Consider the following 17,432-nt stretch of genomic DNA (forward strand, 5'->3'; position numbering starts at 1 on the left):
CGAAAACGAAACGCAAAAAAAAAGCCTCCGTACAGGAGGCTTTCGGCGCTGTTTTTCGTTTCTTTTCTTACGCGCAAAGCCCCCTGAGTCAGGCGCTAAAGTAAAAAAAGAAGCGGAAAATAGCAGCATTCATGCTTGCAGTTACCTTATTTTGACAAATTTCGCTTTGGCTATTGAACGAGCTGCGGCGTTGAAAGTCAATAAATTGATTGTGTTATGCCCTAATAATTCGATTTGTAGTAAGGCGACAAGCTCGATTATCCCCGGGAGCTTACTTAAGTAAGTGACTGGGATCAGCGAGTGCAGTTAACGCAGCTACAGATTGAAGTATGACGGGTATAAATTAAAAGAGGGAGCAAGCTCCCTCTTAAAACTGGCTTATGCCAGAGCTGCTTTCGCTTTCTCAACCAGGGCAGTGAATGCCACTTTGTCGAATACGGCGATGTCAGCCAGGATCTTACGGTCGATTTCAACAGAGGCTTTTTTCAGGCCGTTGATGAATTTGCTGTAAGAGATACCGTTCTGACGAGCTGCAGCGTTGATACGTGCAATCCACAGCTGGCGGAACTGACGTTTACGTTGACGACGGTCGCGGTAAGCGTACTGACCAGCTTTGATAACAGCCTGGAAGGCAACGCGGTATACGCGTGAACGCGCACCGTAGTAACCTTTAGCTTGTTTGAGGATTTTTTTGTGACGAGCACGTGCAATTACACCACGTTTTACGCGAGCCATTTAGCTCTCCTGTTTCTATTCTGAATTAATTAAAAAAAGTTTACTTATGCGTACGGCAGGCAAGCGACAACCAGACCCAGATCCCCTTTGGAGACCATGCCTTTCGGACGCAGATGACGTTTACGTTTGGTAGACTTTTTAGTCAGAATGTGACGCAGGTTAGCGTGCTTACGCTTAAAACCGCCAGAAGCAGTCTTTTTGAAGCGCTTAGCGGCGCCGCGTACTGTTTTAATCTTTGGCATTTCAATTTCCACTTCGCATTGTTAATAAAACGAACCAGTAGGCGAACAAAACCCGCGAGGCCGAAGCCCCGCGGTCTGTTACTTGATGGCCTTACTGTTTCTTCTTCGGAGCAAGCACCATGATCATCTGGCGGCCTTCGATCTTCGTTGGGAAGGATTCGACCACTGCCAGTTCACTCAGATCGTCACGGACGCGGTTAAGCACTTCCATACCAATTTGTTGGTGTGCCATTTCACGCCCACGGAAACGCAGGGTGATTTTGGCTTTGTCTCCGTCTTCCAGAAAGCGAACCAGGCTGCGGAGTTTTACCTGATAGTCGCCATCATCGGTACCAGGTCGGAATTTAATTTCCTTAACCTGAATAACTTTTTGCTTCTTCTTCTGTTCCTTAGAAGATTTGCTTTTCTCGTAGAGGAACTTGCCGTAGTCCATGATGCGGCAAACAGGCGGCTCGGCGTTTGGACTGATTTCTACTAAATCAACCCCAGCCTCTTCGGCTTTTTCTAAAGCTTCATTCAGACTGACAATACCAATCTGCTCGCCATCAATACCGGTCAGACGAACCTCAGTGGCACGAATCTCTCTGTTAATGCGATTAGGACGCGCCGGTTGAACTCTTTTTCCGCCTTTAATACTTTATTCCTCCAGTTGATGAAGATTGCGGCTGCGAATTTCTTGCTGCAGCTTTTCAATCAATTCGTTGACGTCCATGCTCCCCAGGTCTTTGCCGCGGCGGGTACGAACGGCAACTTTGCCTGCTTCGACCTCTTTATCGCCACAAACCAGCATATAAGGGACACGACGTAACGTGTGTTCACGGATTTTAAAGCCTATCTTCTCATTTCTCAAGTCTGCTTTTACGCGAATGCCCGCATTTTGGAGTTTACGAGTCAATTCGTTAACGTATTCTGCCTGGCCGTCGGTGATATTCATCACCACCGCCTGCACTGGAGCAAGCCAGGTTGGGAAGAAACCAGCAAACTCTTCGGTCAGAATACCGATAAAGCGTTCCATCGAACCTAAAATGGCGCGGTGAATCATTACCGGCACCAAACGCTCGTTATTTTCGCCAATATAGGAGGCGTTCAAGCGGGTTGGCAGGGAGAAGTCAAGCTGAACGGTACCGCACTGCCATGCACGATCCAGGCAGTCATACAGCGTGAACTCAATTTTCGGGCCGTAGAATGCACCTTCACCCGGCTGATAGTCAAACGGGATATTGTTTTCCTGCAGCGCAACGGCCAGATCCGCTTCCGCGCGATCCCACATTTCATCGCTGCCGATGCGTTTTTCCGGACGGGTAGACAGTTTCACCACGATTTTCTCAAAACCGAAAGTGCTGTACACGTCGTATACCATGCGGATACAGCTGTTTACTTCGTCGCGAATCTGTTCTTCAGTACAGAAGACGTGGGCGTCATCCTGAGTAAAGCCGCGTACGCGCATCAGGCCATGCAGCGCGCCCGAAGGCTCATTGCGGTGGCAACTACCAAACTCCGCCATACGCAGCGGCAGGTCGCGGTAGGACTTCAGGCCCTGGTTGAAGATCTGTACGTGGCCCGGGCAGTTCATCGGTTTGATGCAGTATTCACGGTTCTCGGAAGAGGTGGTGAACATGGCGTCTTTGTAGTTGTCCCAGTGACCCGTTTTTTCCCACAGAACGCGGTCCATCATGAACGGACCTTTTACTTCCTGGTACTGGTACTCTTTCAGCTTGGAACGGACGAACACTTCCAGTTCGCGGAAAATAGTCCAGCCGTCGTTATGCCAGAACACCATACCCGGCGCTTCTTCCTGCATATGGTACAGGTCAAGCTGCTTGCCGATTTTGCGGTGATCGCGTTTGGACGCTTCTTCCAGACGCTGCAGATAAGCATTCAGCTGCTTTTTGTCCGCCCAGGCGGTACCGTAGATACGCTGCAGCATTTTGTTATTGCTGTCACCGCGCCAGTATGCGCCGGAAGTTTTCTGCAGCTTGAAGTGATGGCAGAAACGCATATTCGGCACGTGTGGCCCGCGGCACATATCCACGTACTCTTCATGATGATACAAACCTGGTTTGTCATCATGGCTAATGTTTTCATCAAGAATAGCAACTTTATAGTTCTCACCGCGGTTGACGAAAGTCTCACGCGCTTCCTGCCAGCTCACCTTTTTCTTGATAACGTCGTAATCTTTCTCGGCCAGCTCGTGCATACGCTTCTCGAGCAGCTCAAGATCTTCCTGCGTCAGGGTGTGGTCCAGATCAACGTCGTAGTAGAAACCGTTGTCGATAACCGGGCCGATCGCCATTTTGGTATGCGGCCACAGCTGCTTGATGGCATGGCCGAGCAGGTGAGCACAAGAGTGGCGCAGAATTTCCAGACCCGCTTCGTCTTTCGCGGTGATAATGGCCAGCTTCGCGTCGTTTTCGATAATATCGGAAGCATCAACCAGTTCACCGTCTACGCGGCCAGCGATACAGGCTTTGGCAAGACCTGGACCGATATCCAGCGCAACGTCCATTGGGCTAACGGGTTTGTCGTAATGGCGTTGGCTGCCATCAGGAAGAGTAATAACAGGCATGTTAAGTCCTTATCTGCAGTGGTGACCCACACGAAAGATCACATACAGTAGAGAAATTGGATTTAGAACAACTCGTTGCGTAACCATTTGACCAACAATCGCCGAATTGGTACGCAGTCCGGTGTACAAATGAAAAATGGCATCACTGCCATCTCACTTGAAGTACTGATGGTAACACTAACGTAAAGGGGAATACATCCCTTGTTGCCACGAACGAAATTGATAAATAAGGCCATCGCCCGCCCTTTTCAAGGCGCGTTATGCCGCTTTGTCTTTCTCTTCCACCAGCACCAGCGGGCATTTTCTTACCTTACAAGCCTGAGAGTAAGCCAGCTCACATACCGCACAAAGATCTCTTAATTCCGACTCATATTCGTATTCCATAAAATAGCGAAAGGTCCCGCCGCCGGACTCAGTGCGCCAGAATCGCTGCGGCTCCAGAATTTCATCAAGCTGCCTGAAGGTCAGGGCTGAAGGGTTATGAAACCCCACTCGTACGCGATAGATAGTCATGCACGATTATTCTCAGGCCGCGATGCGTTTTGCCAGGTGGTTTTGGTTCTCAAAAGGATAGGAAAAAACGAAGAGTGGGCGCACGAGGAAAAAACAAAGCCGGATATTGTCCGGCTTCTTAATCTTACATTTTATACCCGAGCGTAATTTGCGTACGTCTGTCGGTATGGTTTGGTGCAGTAGACGGCGGATCGGAGTTCCAGGTCACGTTATAGCCTACTTTCAGGCCAAAGTGCTCACTGATAGCCACATCCAGCGCCGTTTCGGAGTTCACCGTGGTGTCGTCACTGCCCAGCACGGACACGCCCTGAATAAACTTAGCGTTGTCGGTCAGCTGCCAGTTGTAAGTCGCAGACGCGTAGCCCAGCGCCTGAGTCTCGTTTTTACCATCGGTAAATTCGTCATAACGCACACCTGGACCGAATTCCACACGCAGGCTGTGAACCGGGCCGTTCAGCAACTGACGACCATAACCCGCGGTGAAGACATCGCGCGCATGGTAGCCGTTGTATCGGTCAGTCAACCAGCTTGCCTGACCAAAGATATAGTCATAGTCAGTCATGTTGTAACGACCACGCCCACCCGCTGAGTATTTCTCAGAAGAGCGCACATCGTTGGAGGAGGTGTTACTGGCGGTACCCCAAATAGACCAGGCGGTAGCCGTGTTGTACCAGGTCATATTGGTGTTAGCAGTCAAGTTGGAACTTTTGGTATTGCCTGCCTGCGCAAGATAGCCTGCGTTCAGATTACCTTCGAAGGGTTTCTTCGCGGTAGTCGGGTCATCCATGACAGTAAATACTGAGTCATCTGCCACTGCGAAATGGCTAAAGAACGCTCCACCGGTGAGTAAAAGCGCAACCGGCACTGTCTTTAAAAGCTTCATTTATTAATCCGTACAACACAAAAAAGAAACCATTAAGGTTCCGGAATCTTTCCTCGGGATCAAATCGAAGCCGCCCCGGAAAGGTTACAAATTATAAAAACTCCGCAATAACATAGCAATGGATTCTTGTTTCATTTTTTGTATAAGAGAGCTCTTAAAATATCTTTATTTTCATAAGGATACGAAGGTTATGGTTTTTGGATAATCATTCGATAAATCATGATTTTAATTAACATTTCACTTCCCGCTTCGGTGCTACGCTTTAGGACAATGGCTAAAAAAGGAGGAGACATGACCGCTATTTTTACACTCACCCTCGCCCCTTCCCTCGACAGCGCCACCGTCACGGCGCAAATCTATCCTGAAGGGAAACTTCGCTGCACCTCGCCCATCTTTGAACCCGGCGGCGGCGGTATAAACGTTGCCCGTGCCATTGTCCATTTGGGGGGACACGCCACGGCGATATTTCCGGTTGGCGGCGCGACTGGCCAGCACCTTCGCGATCTGCTGCTTGAAGAACATGTCACCGTGGATACCGTGGAAGCGAAAGACTGGACCCGCCAGAACCTGCATGTTCATACCGAATCTACCGGCGAGCAATATCGATTCGTGATGCCTGGCGCCTCGCTGACAGATAATGAATTCCTGCAACTGGAACAAAAAGCCCTCGCTATTCATCGCGGCGATATCCTGGCGATCAGCGGGAGCCTGCCGCCAGGCGTTGGCCTTAACAAGCTTTGCCATCTGGTAAAAACGGCTCAGGAAAAAGGCATCCGCTGCATTGTGGACAGCTCTGGAGAGGCACTGAAAGCCACACTCGCGTTAGGCAACATCGAACTGGTGAAGCCAAACCAAAAAGAACTGAGTGCCTTAGTTCAGCGTGAACTCACCCAGCCTGACGACGTGCGAGCCGCAGCGCAGCATCTTGTTGATAGCGGTCAGGCAAAACGCGTCGTGGTTTCTTTGGGAGCACAGGGAGCCCTGGCGGTCGATGCCCACGAATGCGTGCACGTTGTGCCGCCGCCGGTCAAAAGCCAAAGCACCGTCGGCGCCGGAGATAGCATGGTTGGTGCCATGACGATCAAGCTTGCGGAAAATGCGCCGCTGCTGGATATCGTTCGCTATGGCGTAGCCGCGGGGAGTGCCGCAACGCTGAACAAAGGCACTCGCCTCTGCTCGCTGGAAAATACGCAGAAAATCTACGCCTGGCTACAAGGCTAACGTTTCGTTGCAGAATTGGCAGGCTGCCGCTGGGCGAAAATATCGCCATTCCAGCGGCATGAACTATGCTAAAACCTTCAGGATAACAACGGGGTGACTATGAGTGATGTTGAACGCTATGTAATAACGGTGCAATTTGAGGAACAAAGTCTGACCGACATCAACGAACTGAATAACCAGCTCACCCGCGGCGGCTTTACCCTCACGCTCGCCGACGATAAGGGCAAAATTCACGAGCTTGGCCCGGGCAGTTTCGGGCTAATCAGCGCACTTGATGTACAAGAAGTTGAAGCGCTGGCCAAAGGGCTGGGAAGCGTAGCGCTTGGCACGGAGCCTGATGTCGTCGTTACCCGCTGGGAAATCTGGCAGAAACAAAAGTAAGTACTGGCCGGGGTTGTGCGTCAGCGCGTGTTTTTGGCCGGCAAACGGCGATAAGCTATTGATTGCAGTGTCTACCAGCAAACCTGGGGAGAAAAGTCATGTGGCAAGCCATCCGTCATTTGTTAAGCGAGCAGTTAGGCGAAGCAGAGATTGAACAGCGCACTGAGCTACCCGGCGGCGAAATTCACGCGGCATGGCATATTCGTTATGCCGGCCACGAGATCTTCGTCAAGTGTGACGAGCGCGAAATGCTGCCCATCTTCACGGCAGAAGCCGACCAGCTGGAACTGCTGTCGCGCAGTAAAACCGTCAGAGTACCGAAAGTCTGGGCACTCGGCAGCGACAGAGATTACAGCTTCTTGCTGCTGGAATATCTGCCTTCTAAACCCCTCGATGCCCATAACGCGTTTCTGCTCGGTCAGCAGTTAGCCCGGCTTCATCAATGGAGCGACCAGCCGCAGTTCGGTCTGGACTTCGACAACGATCTCTCTACCACACCGCAACCCAACGCCTGGCAGCGACGCTGGTCAACCTTTTTTGCCGAGCAGCGCATTGGCTGGCAGCTGGAAATGGCGGCGGAAAAAGGCATCGACTATGGCGATATTGATTTGATCGTTGATTTTGTCCAGCAGGCGCTGGCCTCTCATCAGCCTCAACCTTCTCTGCTGCACGGCGATCTCTGGTCAGGTAACTGCGCCCTCGGGCCTGACGGACCCTTTATTTACGACCCTGCCTGCTACTGGGGTGACCGCGAATGCGACCTGGCCATGCTGCCGCTGCACAACGACCAGCCGCCGCAAATTTACGACGGCTATCAGTCCGTGTCACCGCTGCCAACAGGCTTTCTCGACCGCCAGCCTGTTTACCAACTTTATACTCTGCTCAACCGGGCGATTCTGTTCGGCGGGCAGCACCTCGTGACGGCGCAAAAAGCGCTGGAGAAAGTGTTAGCGGCCTGAAAAGCAGGCCACCCGGGACAGGGTGGCCCGTTATTTTATAAAAAGCCGAGCAGCTTGAAGAAGAAATAGCCCACGACGATGACAATCACCGGCAGGACATAAAGCGGGAAAATCTGCAGTAAGATCGTGTGATGAGGCACAACCACTTTCGCATCGAGCTGCGCTTTGCTGAGTCCATCCGCCCCTTTCGCCTGCTCAAGAATCAGCTGATCCTGCACGCCCTCGCGCAGAAATTTTGCCTGGCGGCTCATGCGAGCTCCGGAATCCTGCAGCGCAAGGCCGATGAAAATCAGCGCAAATATCAGCCAAAAGAAGATGTTCACCTGGCCGCTAAAATCCGGCAGCGGTGAGTTGTACCAGAAGAGATTTAGAAACGGCGTATTGAAACGCATCATCTCAATCATCACGTGGGCGAAATCCATCATTACGGCGTCAATGCCCGGCTGTTTTTCACTGTGCTGATACATAAACTTCAGGACGGAAATTACCGTCGACAGCAGCGCCGGGATAAAAATAATCCAGCCTGCCACGCGCTTTAAAATCGCAATGCGTCCAGCTTGTTGATACGTCATGCACTCCCCTTTATTAGGACGTAACGTTATACGCTCAAAGTCTACCCTGTGTGGCGCTATTTCGCCTGAGCTTTGCGGGCTAAATTCGCAAAAGCGGTAGCTTCGGGCTTCGTTTCCGGCTAAAGATACACAAACATTCTATTTTGACGAACAGAAAGGAGTCATTTTATGGCCGAAACGCGCCAAATCCTCGCGGCAATTTTTGATATGGATGGGCTGCTGATTGATTCCGAGCCGCTTTGGGATCGTGCGGAGCTGGACGTGCTGGAGAGCATCGGCGTTGATATTACCCGTCGTCACGAACTGCCCGACACGCTGGGGCTGCGCATCGACCTGGTGGTTGAACTCTGGTATTCACGCCAGCCGTGGACCGGGCCATCGCGCGAGGAACTGACCGCGCGCGTTATCGAACGCGCCATTTCGCTGGTTGAGGAGCAGCGCCCGCTGCTGCCCGGCGTTGTTGAGGCCGTGAAACTTTGCAAAACGCTGGGCCTGAAGGTCGGGCTGGCCTCGGCGTCTCCGCTGCACATGCTGGAAAAAGTGCTTGAGATGTTCGACCTGCGCCAGCACTTCGACGCCATTGCCTCAGCCGAACATCTGCCTTACAGCAAGCCTCACCCACAGGTGTACCTGGATGCCGCCAAGAAGCTGGGAGTTGATCCGCTCTCCTGCGTGACGCTCGAAGACTCCGTCAACGGTATGATCGCCACTAAAGCAGCGCGGATGCGCTCAATTGTGGTGCCTGCCGAGGAGAACTTTGCGGACCAACGCTGGTGTCTGGCGGACGTCAAACTCCCTTCGCTGCTGCAACTGACCGAAACAAGCCTGAAAGGCTAAACCTGTCGGGCGGTTCAGGCCGCCCCTTTCCCTGACAAAATGTTACACCGTCACCTCTTCCGGATACTGTACAAAAACCCTATACTGGATGAATCGACAGTTTCTTCATTCAGGTTGTATCATGACGGCGGAAGGCCACCTGCTCTTTTCTATTGCCTGTGCAGTTTTTGCTAAAAACGCTGAACTGACGCCCATCCTCGCCCAGGGGGACTGGTGGCATATTGTGCCGTCCGCGATTCTGACCTGCCTGTTGCCGGATATCGATCATCCAAAATCTTTTTTAGGCCAGCGCCTGAGCTGGATCTCAAAACCTGTGGCGCGACTCTGCGGCCATCGGGGATTTACCCATAGCCTGTTCGTGGTGTTCGCCGGGCTGGCGCTGTTTTATCTCAAAGTGCCGGAAAGCTGGGTCATTCCGGCCGATGCGCTGCAGGGGATGGTGCTGGGCTACCTGAGTCATATCCTGGCCGACATGCTGACCCCTGCCGGCGTGCCGCTCTTGTGGCCTTGCCGCTGGCGTTTCCGTTTTCCCATCGTCCGGCCGCAAAAAGGCAACCAGCTCGAACGCGCCCTGTGCATGGCGCTGTTTGGCCTGGCGGTGTGGATGCCGCAAAGCCTGCCCGAAAACGGTGCAGTCCGCTGGTCTTCGCAGATGATAAATTCGCTGCAAACCACCTTTAATAGCTTTATAACGCACCAGTCTGAGCGTTAAACAGCCAATATTCTTCATTTGGTAATAATCAATTCCTTTTGAATATAAGCCAACGTCCTGCCATCTGTTACGCTTTGCAACATAACGGTCGCCCACGCGCGGCCGCGTGACAATAAATCAGGAGATACGGGGATGAATTTTCCACTGGTAGCGAACATTGTGGTGTTCGTTGTATTGCTATTGCTGCTGGCGCAAACTCGCCATAAACAATGGAGCCTCGCCAAAAAAGTGCTGGCGGGTCTGCTCCTGGGCGTGATCTTTGGCCTGGTGCTGCACACCATTTATGGCTCCGACAGCGCGGTGCTGAAAGATTCCATTCAGTGGTTTAACGTGGTCGGTAACGGCTATGTGCAGCTGCTGCAGATGATTGTTATGCCGCTGGTCTTCGCCTCAATCCTGAGCGCCGTGGCCAAACTGCATAACGCTTCTTCACTGGGAAAAATCAGCGTTCTGTCTATTGGTACTCTGTTATTCACCACGCTGATTGCCGCGCTGGTCGGGGTGCTGGTCACCAATCTGTTCGGCCTGACCGCTGAAGGTCTGGTACAGGGCAACGCAGAAAACGCCCGCCTGGCAGCGATTCAGTCCAACTATATTGGGAAAGTTGCTGACCTGACCGTCCCGCAGCTGATCCTCTCCTTCGTGCCGAAAAACCCGTTTGCGGACCTGACCGGCGCCAACCCGACGTCTATCATCAGCGTGGTGATTTTTGCCGCCTTCCTGGGCGTCGCGGCGCTGAAGCTGCTGAAAGACGATGCCCCTAAAGGCGAGCGCGTACTGGTGGCTATCGACACTCTGCAAAGCTGGGTGATGAAGCTGGTTCGCCTGGTTATGCAGCTGACGCCATACGGCGTGCTGGCGCTGATGACCAAAGTGGTCGCGGGCTCAAACCTGCAGGACATCATCAAGCTGGGCAGCTTCGTGGTAGCCTCTTACCTTGGTCTGGCAATCATGTTTGGCGTTCACGCCGTTCTGTTGGCTTTCAACGGCGTTAGCCCGGTGAAATATTTCCGCAAAGTGTGGCCGGTGCTGACCTTCGCCTTCACCAGTCGTTCCAGCGCGGCCAGTATTCCGCTGAACGTTGAAGCCCAAACCCGCCGTCTTGGCGTGCCAGAATCTATCGCCAGCTTCTCTGCCTCCTTCGGCGCAACCATCGGCCAGAACGGCTGTGCGGGTCTGTATCCGGCAATGCTTGCGGTGATGGTTGCACCTACCGTGGGTATTAACCCGCTGGATCCTGTCTGGATTGCAACCCTGGTCGGGATTGTGACCGTTAGCTCTGCAGGCGTTGCCGGCGTGGGCGGCGGTGCAACCTTCGCCGCGCTTATCGTTCTGCCAGCAATGGGGCTGCCGGTAACGCTGGTCGCGCTGCTGATTTCCGTTGAGCCGCTGATTGATATGGGCCGTACCGCGCTGAACGTTAGCGGGTCGATGACCGCCGGGACCATTACCAGCCAGTTGATGAAGCAGACCGACAAAGAGATTCTGAACAGCGATGATGAAGTGGAATTAGCCCACCGTTAATCTGACCAGAAATGCAAAAGGCCGCTATAAATAGCGGCCTTTTTTATACTTCGTTTTCCTGCCGAACCTGTTTTGCCCAGCGCTGTGCCGACTCTGGCAGGGTAAACGGCGGTGACTGGCGGAAGGCATCACCCAGTAAAACAAACGCTACATACTGCCCGCGCAGCAGATAGACATCTTTAAACCCGTCTACTCGCCACGCATGAGAAGGCGGCGCTGGCTCCACGCGAGGCGTGTAGGAAATGATTGGGCGTGTATTCGGTTGGCGCAGTGGTTTCATAGGCTACGGGATTGGAACTGAATTAGTGAACAACCTCCACATGATAGCGGATCTCCCCCTTCTTCGTCGCCCCCTCTTCTCTGTCTCAGCTCGTAAGGCAAAAAAAAGCCCGACGCAGAAAGTGCCGTCGGGCTCTTTACCGCGGATAGCTTAGGCTTTAGGTGCCTGCGGATCGGTATCGTATTCGGCGCAGGTCTGGTAGCCGGAGTTCATTACCCGACCGGCGTCATCCAGCGCAACAAAGTAGGTTTCAGCTTTACCGTTACGCTGCCCCAGAATATAGGTCTGGCAGGTTCCTTTGGCGTGAATCATGGTCACTTCAGAAGATGGTTTGCCAGCGATCTGCTGTACCTGAGCACGGGTCATGCCTTTTTTCACATCTTTCACCACCGGCTCGGTCACCAGATCTTTGGTACGATCGTAAGCGGTACAGCCTGCCAGCATAGTCATTACCGCTGCCGCGCCTAAAAATCCTGCAAATTTATTATTCATAATTATCCTCATCAATGAATGTATTGATCCTGCGTGTTAGATAAGCCTGGAATATAAAAGAACATTTTTCAACTCGTTACCCTTAATGCGTGAAAATTCGGACAATAAGAGTATTCATAAGGATCCTGTCTGATTTGCAGGAAAACTCGCCGTCTGCAGGCCGGGTAAGCCTTTGAGCCTTGTCGTTTTCAGCGCAACAGGGTAAGTTTTAGGGCAGCTAAATTTTGCGGCCTGCACGTTGCAGGTAAAGCTTATTGGAGGGATTAAATGGCTCTGCAACAAGAGATTATTCAGGCACTGGGCGTCAAGCCACAGATCGACGCCAGCGAAGAGATACGCGTCAGCGTAGATTTTCTTAAATCGTACCTTAAAACCTACCCGTTTATTAAGTCTCTGGTACTGGGGATAAGCGGTGGCCAGGACTCCACTCTGACGGGCAAACTCTGCCAGCTAGCCATCACCGAACTGCGCGAAGAAAGCGGCGACGACAGCTATCAGTTTATCGCCGTGCGCCTGCCGTTTGGCGTGCAGGCCGACGAGCAGGACTGCCAGGATGCCATTGCCTTCATCCAGCCCGATCGCGTGTTAACGGTGAATATCAAGGGCGCCGTGCATGCCAGCGAGCAGGCGCTGCGCGAAGCGGGTATCGAGCTAAGCGATTTTGTTCGCGGTAATGAGAAAGCCCGCGAGCGCATGAAAGCACAGTACAGCGTCGCCGGGATGACCAAAGGCGTCGTCGTGGGTACTGACCATGCCGCGGAAGCCGTCACCGGTTTCTTCACCAAGTATGGCGACGGCGGCACCGATATTAATCCTATTTTCCGCCTCAACAAACGCCAGGGCAAACTGCTGCTGAAAACGCTTGGTTGCCCGGAACATTTGTACCTGAAGGCCCCGACGGCCGATCTAGAAGACGATCGTCCTTCTCTGCCGGATGAAGCGGCTCTGGGCGTAACCTACGTGCAAATTGACGATTATCTGGAAGGCAAAACCGTTCCGGCTGAAACCGCAAAAATCATCGAAGGCTGGTATCTGAAAACGGAACACAAGCGCCGCCCGCCGATTACTGTCTTTGATGATTTCTGGAAAAAATAGTCAACAACAGCTTTGCGTAAACAATTTTCAGGGCGGCATTTTGCCGCCTTTTTTACAGGATGGACATGGACACCTCTTCCCAACGCGCCACGCTTATCGGCCTTATCGCAATTCTGCTCTGGAGTACCTCCGTTGGCCTGTTGCGCAGCATCAGCGAGCACTTTGGCGCAGTTGGCGGCGCGGCTCTGCTCTACACCGTCAGCGCGCTGTGCCTTTGCATCGTCCGGGGCTTGCCCAAAATACGTGAACTGCCTCCCCGTTATCTCTGGGTCGGCGGGCTGCTCTTTGTTGGCTATGAAATAAGCCTGGCGCTCTCAATTGGGTTCGCGCACACCCGTGCCCAGTCCCTTGAGCTGGGAATGATCAACTACCTCTGGCCCTGCCTGACCGTTTTTTTCGCCCTGTTTATTAACGGCCAGCGTAGCAATCTGTGGCTTTGGCCAGGACTTGCGCTTTCTCTCGCAGGGATTGTGCAGGTGATGAAAGGCGACGGTGACTGGTCGCCTCTCGTGATGTGGCACAACATTCTCGATAACCCGCTGGCCTACGGCCTGGCTTTTGCCGCCGCCGTTATCTGGGCGCTTTACTGCAACCTGACCCGGCGCTGGAGTGAAGGTAAAAGCGGCGTCAGCCTGTTTTTCTGCGCCACCGCACTGGTGCTATGGATTAAGTTCGCCTTTGTGGAACAGCCGGAAATGCACTTCACCCTGTCCGGCAGCGCACAGCTGTTGTTTATGGGGATCTCCACCGCTGTCGCCTATTCAGCCTGGAATATTGGCATCCAGCGGGGAAACATGACGCTGCTTGCCACGGCTTCCTACTTCACGCCGGTATTATCAGCCCTGCTCGCCACGCTGTGGCTGGGCTTGCATCCTGGCTTTGCGTTCTGGCAGGGCGTACTTATGGTCGTAGGCGGCTCCCTGCTCTGCTGGCTTGCCACGCGCCGCTATGGTTAACGGCGATTCACTCTTCACGCCCCGGACTGCTATACTGGCAAAATAAACAGTATTCAGGAGTTCGATGTGGTCAGGCGCTCAACTGCGCCGCGGCTGGAGTTTGAAGCTGCGGCGATCTATGAATATCCGGAACATCTCAGGCCGTGGCTTGATGATCTGCCCAAAAAACCCGGCGTCTATGTTTTTCACGGTGAAAGCGACGTCATGCCGCTGTATATCGGCAAAAGCGTCAATATCCGCACGCGCGTGATGACCCATTTTCGTACGCCAGATGAAGCCGCACTCTTAAGGCAGTCCCGCCGGATCACCTTCATCCGCACCGCCGGTGAACTCGGGGCGTTACTGCTCGAAGCGCAAATGATCAAAGAGCAACAGCCGCTGTTCAACAAACGCCTGCGTCGTAACCGCCAGCTTTGTTCCCTGTCTATCCAGGGAGACACACCGCAGGTTGTATACGCCAAAGATGTCGATTTCTCGAGCCAACCGGGCCTGTACGGGCTGTACGCTAACCGCCGGGCCGCGCTGCAAACGCTGCAAGGGCTGGCCGATGAGTATCGCCTCTGTTACGGCCTGCTGGGCCTGGAATCACTGAGCAAGGGCCGGGCCTGTTTTCGCTCCTCGCTTAAACGTTGCGCCGGAGCCTGCTGCGGGAAAGAGACTCAGGCCGGGCATCACGCCCGCCTCGTTCAGGCGCTCGAACAGGTACGCCTGATTTGCTGGCCGTGGAAAAACGCCGTCGCCATCGTGGAACGCAGCCCGGAGATGACTGAGTATCACCTGATCGATCACTGGTTTTATCTTGGCTCCGTGCAGCATCTGGACGACGCCACGCATCGCCGTCAGCCACCGGAAGGCTTTGATAACGACGGCTACAAGATCCTTTGCAAGCTGATGCTGAGCGGGGAATATGAGGTGATAGAGCTGGGGTAGACTCCTCTCAAAGAGAGGAGTCTAAAAGGGCTATGCCGCTGATGAAGGCAGAAGCTTCATGATCGCCTCCGGCCAGCCGTCGCTGCAGCCCCAGAGGCGCATTTGCTCGATATCCGGCGCCAGCAGGCGGTCCTTTTCCAGGAATGCCACGCGGTCGCGAATGTCCCCGAAGACCTTTTCAAGCAGCGGTGAACTGCTTAACGGCCGGTGAAACTCGATGCCCTGCGCGGCCGCCATGGCCTCAATCCCAACCACGGCCGCAGTGTTAAAGCACATCGCCCCCAGACGACGAGCCGCGTAGGTCGCCATTGAAACATGGTCTTCCTGATTCGCAGACGTTGGCAGGCTGTCGACGCTGCCCGGATGGGCGAGCGATTTATTCTCGGAAGCCAGTGCGGCAGCGGTGACCTGCGCAATCATGAAGCCGGAGTTAATCCCGCCCTCTTTCACGAGGAACGGCGGCAGGCCGGAGAGTCCGGTATCCAGCAACAGCGCCAGACGGCGCTCCGAAATCGCGCCAATTTCCGCCACCGCCAGCGCGATAATATCGGCGGCAAAGGCGACGGGCTCTGCGTGGAAGTTGCCGCCGGAAATCACTTCTCCGGTGTCGCTGAACACCAGCGGGTTGTCCGAGGCGGCGTTGGCCTCAATCTGCAGAACACGCGCGGCATGACGAAGGTTATCCAGACATGCGCCCATAACCTGCGGCACGCAGCGAATGGAATAAGGATCCTGCACGCGGCCACAGTGGGCGTGAGAATCAACAATTTTACTGTCGGCGAGAAGTGCAGTGACCGCCGCGGCCACATCAATCTGTCCCGCCTGGCCACGAGCCTGGTGAATACGTGCATCAAACGGTTTCACTGAGCCTTTGATAGCCTCCAGCGATAAAGCTCCCGCTACCAGCCCGGCAGCAAACACCTTCTCGCCCTCAAACAATCCTCGTAGCGCAAGCGCCGTCGAAACCTGAGTGCCGTTCAGTAGCGCCAGGCCCTCTTTTGGCCCCAGCACCAGCGGCTTAACGCCAGCCAGCTTTAACCCTTCAACGGCAGGGATCTGTTCGCCGTTCACCCTTACATTCCCTTCCCCGAGCAACATCAGCGACAGATGCGCCAGCGGAGCCAGATCGCCCGACGCCCCCACCGAGCCTTTCTCCGGGATCACCGGCATGACGCCCGAGTTGAACAGCGCTATCAGGCTGTCAATCACCAGCAGGCGAACGCCAGAATGTCCGCGTGACAGGCTGATGATTTTACTGGCCATCACCAGCCGGACAACATCATCCGGCAGCGCTTCGCCCAGCCCAACGCTGTGGGACAGTACCAGGTTACGCTGGAGTTCGGCCAGATGATCGGTGGCGATGGTGGTTTGTGCCAGTTTGCCAAAACCGGTGTTAATGCCGTAGACCACGTCGCCGTGGGCAACAATCGCTTCTACCGTGCCGAGCGCACGCTCAACGGCGGCAACCGCCCCTGGGTCAAGCCTGAGCAGCACGTTTCCATGGTAGATCTCGCGCAGAGTGGCCAGTGAAACGGAACCTGGCGTGAGACTGCATAGCTTCTTTTGCGTTGACATGTCAGCATCCTGTTTGCATCGGGTTTTTGTCTATATTTGTATATACAACTTAACTAATAAACCAAATAATCCGCCAGCGGGTCATAGGACTTTTTTATCGAACGGTGAGCCGGATCGCGCTTGTGACATTTTTCCAGCACGGGATTCTGCCGGACGTTTACATGAAGGGGAAATGAAGAGAAAAACCGCAGTTGCACAGCAGTTTCTGAGGATAATCATCAGGAAGAAAGTGAATTGCCCGGCTAATTTCCGGGCATCCGCTCTACAAATAGGTAATTTCGCTGAACAACAGTTGTCCTTCATTTTTTAACAGCCGCAGCGTATGGCTGCCTTCCTGCCACCAGGCGCCCTGGTCCGGTGAAAGCAGCTTATCTTCCAGCTGCCATTCCCCGCTCAGGACATAAACAACGCCGCCCCGGGTACCAAAAGTGGTAAAGGTTCTGTCCGCCACCCGAACCTGGGCCCGGCAGCGGTCCCGGCGCGTCATCACGTTAAAGTCCATCGACATGCCCCGGCTCAGCTCCGCTTTCACGGGCTGTTCACCGGCAAAAGTAAAAGGCTGATGGCGCTTGAGCGTATGCCTGAACGCCTTTCCGCCATCCAGAATGACTTCGCTGCCCTCCAGCAGAGTCATCACCCGGTCAACCTGCGGAAAGACGGGAAACTCGCCGTTATGGGCCAAAGAGGCGATGCTGGCACGCCAGTTGAAATCTCGCGTCGCGGGCGGAAAACAGCAGATTTCTCGCGTTTCCCCGGCGCCGTTGCGCCAGAGGTTAACCGGCACCTTTCGTATATCAAAGAATTCCATCACCACTCCTGAGGACGCACGGCATCCGTGCGCCCTGGCATTTGCTCTTTAAATTGAGCGACCCCAAAGGAAGATCTCCGCCCCGGCGGCCTGCTCATCAGTTCTCTGTTTTGTTCGTCAGATCTTTGCCTGACGCCAGTGTTATCGGCAG

At 53.9% G+C, this 17,432-nt stretch carries 21 protein-coding genes and 1 other annotated feature; of the genes, 9 read left to right on the plus strand and 12 right to left on the minus strand.

Going from position 1 to position 17,432, the window contains the following annotated elements; translation table 11 throughout:
* Positions 1-14: 14 nt before the first annotated feature.
* Positions 15-138, minus strand: a sequence feature (Phe leader region).
* The 7 genes from pheM to F3J29_RS08345 form a co-directional block, all read right to left on the minus strand.
* On the minus strand, positions 89-133 hold the full coding sequence (gene pheM, locus F3J29_RS08315; protein WP_106120997.1) for a pheST operon leader peptide PheM: 45 nt from the start codon (positions 131-133) through the stop codon (positions 89-91). Its footprint overlaps the feature before it by 45 nt.
* Before the next feature lie 240 nt (positions 139-378).
* Positions 379-735 carry a 50S ribosomal protein L20 gene (rplT, locus tag F3J29_RS08320; RefSeq protein WP_000124850.1) on the minus strand — a complete coding sequence of 119 codons (357 nt, stop codon included), beginning with the start codon at positions 733-735 and terminating at the stop codon, positions 379-381.
* 44 nt (positions 736-779) lie between these two features.
* Positions 780-977 carry a 50S ribosomal protein L35 gene (gene rpmI / locus F3J29_RS08325; protein ID WP_006118955.1) on the minus strand — a complete coding sequence of 66 codons (198 nt, stop codon included), beginning with the start codon at positions 975-977 and terminating at the stop codon, positions 780-782.
* Positions 978-1,068: 91 nt separating this feature from the next.
* Positions 1,069-1,611: a translation initiation factor IF-3 gene (gene infC, locus F3J29_RS08330; RefSeq protein ID WP_071530481.1), complete on the minus strand. Its 543-nt coding sequence runs from the start codon at positions 1,609-1,611 to the stop codon at positions 1,069-1,071.
* Positions 1,612-1,614: 3 nt separating this feature from the next.
* Positions 1,615-3,543 carry a threonine--tRNA ligase gene (gene thrS, locus F3J29_RS08335; protein WP_166865090.1) on the minus strand — a complete coding sequence of 643 codons (1,929 nt, stop codon included), beginning with the start codon at positions 3,541-3,543 and terminating at the stop codon, positions 1,615-1,617.
* Positions 3,544-3,801: 258 nt separating this feature from the next.
* The gene (locus F3J29_RS08340) at positions 3,802-4,056 is read right to left on the minus strand and encodes a hypothetical protein (protein ID WP_166865092.1); all 255 of its coding nucleotides are present in this window, start codon (positions 4,054-4,056) and stop codon (positions 3,802-3,804) included.
* Positions 4,057-4,180: 124 nt separating this feature from the next.
* Positions 4,181-4,939 (minus strand): DUF481 domain-containing protein, encoded by a 759-nt coding sequence (locus F3J29_RS08345; RefSeq protein ID WP_166865095.1) that lies wholly within the window; start codon positions 4,937-4,939, stop codon positions 4,181-4,183.
* A gap of 291 nt (positions 4,940-5,230) precedes the next feature.
* On the opposite strand from F3J29_RS08345, the gene pfkB reads away from it, so the two are divergent.
* The 3 genes from pfkB to F3J29_RS08360 all read left to right on the plus strand — a co-directional run bounded on the left by pfkB (position 5,231) and on the right by F3J29_RS08360 (position 7,500).
* Positions 5,231-6,160, plus strand: coding sequence for a 6-phosphofructokinase II (pfkB, locus tag F3J29_RS08350; RefSeq protein WP_166865098.1), 930 nt, complete (start codon positions 5,231-5,233; stop codon positions 6,158-6,160).
* A gap of 99 nt (positions 6,161-6,259) precedes the next feature.
* Positions 6,260-6,541 carry a type V toxin-antitoxin system endoribonuclease antitoxin GhoS gene (gene ghoS, locus F3J29_RS08355; RefSeq protein WP_166865101.1) on the plus strand — a complete coding sequence of 94 codons (282 nt, stop codon included), beginning with the start codon at positions 6,260-6,262 and terminating at the stop codon, positions 6,539-6,541.
* A gap of 98 nt (positions 6,542-6,639) precedes the next feature.
* Positions 6,640-7,500 (plus strand): fructosamine kinase family protein, encoded by an 861-nt coding sequence (locus F3J29_RS08360; protein ID WP_166865103.1) that lies wholly within the window; start codon positions 6,640-6,642, stop codon positions 7,498-7,500.
* Between the two features lie 35 nt (positions 7,501-7,535).
* Here the strand turns inward: F3J29_RS08360 and F3J29_RS08365 are convergent, their stop codons facing one another.
* Positions 7,536-8,072: a YniB family protein gene (locus F3J29_RS08365; RefSeq protein WP_166865106.1), complete on the minus strand. Its 537-nt coding sequence runs from the start codon at positions 8,070-8,072 to the stop codon at positions 7,536-7,538.
* 168 nt (positions 8,073-8,240) lie between these two features.
* On the opposite strand from F3J29_RS08365, the gene hxpB reads away from it, so the two are divergent.
* The 3 genes from hxpB (at position 8,241) to F3J29_RS08380 (ending at position 11,145) form a co-directional block, all read left to right on the plus strand.
* Complete coding sequence (gene hxpB, locus F3J29_RS08370; RefSeq protein WP_166865109.1) at positions 8,241-8,909, plus strand: hexitol phosphatase HxpB; 669 nt, start codon at positions 8,241-8,243, stop codon at positions 8,907-8,909.
* Positions 8,910-9,030: 121 nt separating this feature from the next.
* Positions 9,031-9,621, plus strand: coding sequence for a metal-dependent hydrolase (locus F3J29_RS08375; RefSeq protein WP_166865112.1), 591 nt, complete (start codon positions 9,031-9,033; stop codon positions 9,619-9,621).
* Positions 9,622-9,753: 132 nt separating this feature from the next.
* The gene (locus F3J29_RS08380) at positions 9,754-11,145 is read left to right on the plus strand and encodes an L-cystine transporter (RefSeq protein WP_166865114.1); all 1,392 of its coding nucleotides are present in this window, start codon (positions 9,754-9,756) and stop codon (positions 11,143-11,145) included.
* A gap of 43 nt (positions 11,146-11,188) precedes the next feature.
* On the opposite strand, the gene cedA is transcribed toward F3J29_RS08380, so the two are convergent.
* A complete protein-coding gene (gene cedA / locus F3J29_RS08385; protein ID WP_166865117.1) occupies positions 11,189-11,425 on the minus strand; it encodes a cell division activator CedA in 237 nt (78 codons plus the stop codon).
* Positions 11,426-11,575: 150 nt separating this feature from the next.
* The gene (osmE, locus tag F3J29_RS08390) at positions 11,576-11,917 is read right to left on the minus strand and encodes an osmotically-inducible lipoprotein OsmE (protein WP_061272979.1); all 342 of its coding nucleotides are present in this window, start codon (positions 11,915-11,917) and stop codon (positions 11,576-11,578) included.
* A gap of 267 nt (positions 11,918-12,184) precedes the next feature.
* Between osmE and nadE the strand changes: the two genes are divergently transcribed.
* From nadE to cho, 3 genes are all read left to right on the plus strand, one after another.
* Positions 12,185-13,012 carry an NAD(+) synthase gene (gene nadE, locus F3J29_RS08395; protein ID WP_166865119.1) on the plus strand — a complete coding sequence of 276 codons (828 nt, stop codon included), beginning with the start codon at positions 12,185-12,187 and terminating at the stop codon, positions 13,010-13,012.
* Between the two features lie 65 nt (positions 13,013-13,077).
* Positions 13,078-13,968, plus strand: coding sequence for an aromatic amino acid DMT transporter YddG (gene yddG, locus F3J29_RS08400; protein WP_166865122.1), 891 nt, complete (start codon positions 13,078-13,080; stop codon positions 13,966-13,968).
* 66 nt (positions 13,969-14,034) lie between these two features.
* On the plus strand, positions 14,035-14,898 hold the full coding sequence (gene cho / locus F3J29_RS08405) for an excinuclease Cho (protein WP_166865127.1): 864 nt from the start codon (positions 14,035-14,037) through the stop codon (positions 14,896-14,898).
* Positions 14,899-14,928: 30 nt separating this feature from the next.
* Here cho and hutH read toward each other — a convergent pair whose 3' ends face one another.
* Together hutH and ves are read right to left on the minus strand one after the other, a co-directional pair.
* Positions 14,929-16,473: a histidine ammonia-lyase gene (gene hutH, locus F3J29_RS08410; protein ID WP_166865130.1), complete on the minus strand. Its 1,545-nt coding sequence runs from the start codon at positions 16,471-16,473 to the stop codon at positions 14,929-14,931.
* A gap of 262 nt (positions 16,474-16,735) precedes the next feature.
* Complete coding sequence (ves, locus tag F3J29_RS08415; protein ID WP_166865133.1) at positions 16,736-17,281, minus strand: environmental stress-induced protein Ves; 546 nt, start codon at positions 17,279-17,281, stop codon at positions 16,736-16,738.
* Positions 17,282-17,432 lie beyond the last annotated feature (151 nt).

Source organism: Enterobacter sp. Cy-643 (assembly GCF_011752815.1).
In the GTDB taxonomy this organism is placed as follows: Bacteria; Pseudomonadota; Gammaproteobacteria; order Enterobacterales; family Enterobacteriaceae; genus Cedecea.

What these genes read in the sequence shown, in the direction of transcription:
- rplT (WP_000124850.1), bottom strand. Translation starts at nt 735, where the DNA reads ATGGCTCGCGTAAAACGTGGTGTAATTGCACGTGCTCGTCACAAAAAA.
- rpmI (WP_006118955.1), bottom strand. Translation starts at nt 977, where the DNA reads ATGCCAAAGATTAAAACAGTACGCGGCGCCGCTAAGCGCTTCAAAAAG.
- thrS (WP_166865090.1), bottom strand. Translation starts at nt 3,543, where the DNA reads ATGCCTGTTATTACTCTTCCTGATGGCAGCCAACGCCATTACGACAAA.
- F3J29_RS08340 (WP_166865092.1), bottom strand. Translation starts at nt 4,056, where the DNA reads ATGACTATCTATCGCGTACGAGTGGGGTTTCATAACCCTTCAGCCCTG.
- F3J29_RS08345 (WP_166865095.1), bottom strand. Translation starts at nt 4,939, where the DNA reads ATGAAGCTTTTAAAGACAGTGCCGGTTGCGCTTTTACTCACCGGTGGA.
- pfkB (WP_166865098.1), top strand. Translation starts at nt 5,231, where the DNA reads ATGACCGCTATTTTTACACTCACCCTCGCCCCTTCCCTCGACAGCGCC.
- ghoS (WP_166865101.1), top strand. Translation starts at nt 6,260, where the DNA reads ATGAGTGATGTTGAACGCTATGTAATAACGGTGCAATTTGAGGAACAA.
- F3J29_RS08360 (WP_166865103.1), top strand. Translation starts at nt 6,640, where the DNA reads ATGTGGCAAGCCATCCGTCATTTGTTAAGCGAGCAGTTAGGCGAAGCA.
- F3J29_RS08365 (WP_166865106.1), bottom strand. Translation starts at nt 8,072, where the DNA reads ATGACGTATCAACAAGCTGGACGCATTGCGATTTTAAAGCGCGTGGCA.
- hxpB (WP_166865109.1), top strand. Translation starts at nt 8,241, where the DNA reads ATGGCCGAAACGCGCCAAATCCTCGCGGCAATTTTTGATATGGATGGG.
- F3J29_RS08375 (WP_166865112.1), top strand. Translation starts at nt 9,031, where the DNA reads ATGACGGCGGAAGGCCACCTGCTCTTTTCTATTGCCTGTGCAGTTTTT.
- F3J29_RS08380 (WP_166865114.1), top strand. Translation starts at nt 9,754, where the DNA reads ATGAATTTTCCACTGGTAGCGAACATTGTGGTGTTCGTTGTATTGCTA.
- cedA (WP_166865117.1), bottom strand. Translation starts at nt 11,425, where the DNA reads ATGAAACCACTGCGCCAACCGAATACACGCCCAATCATTTCCTACACG.
- osmE (WP_061272979.1), bottom strand. Translation starts at nt 11,917, where the DNA reads ATGAATAATAAATTTGCAGGATTTTTAGGCGCGGCAGCGGTAATGACT.
- nadE (WP_166865119.1), top strand. Translation starts at nt 12,185, where the DNA reads ATGGCTCTGCAACAAGAGATTATTCAGGCACTGGGCGTCAAGCCACAG.
- yddG (WP_166865122.1), top strand. Translation starts at nt 13,078, where the DNA reads ATGGACACCTCTTCCCAACGCGCCACGCTTATCGGCCTTATCGCAATT.
- hutH (WP_166865130.1), bottom strand. Translation starts at nt 16,473, where the DNA reads ATGTCAACGCAAAAGAAGCTATGCAGTCTCACGCCAGGTTCCGTTTCA.
- ves (WP_166865133.1), bottom strand. Translation starts at nt 17,281, where the DNA reads ATGGAATTCTTTGATATACGAAAGGTGCCGGTTAACCTCTGGCGCAAC.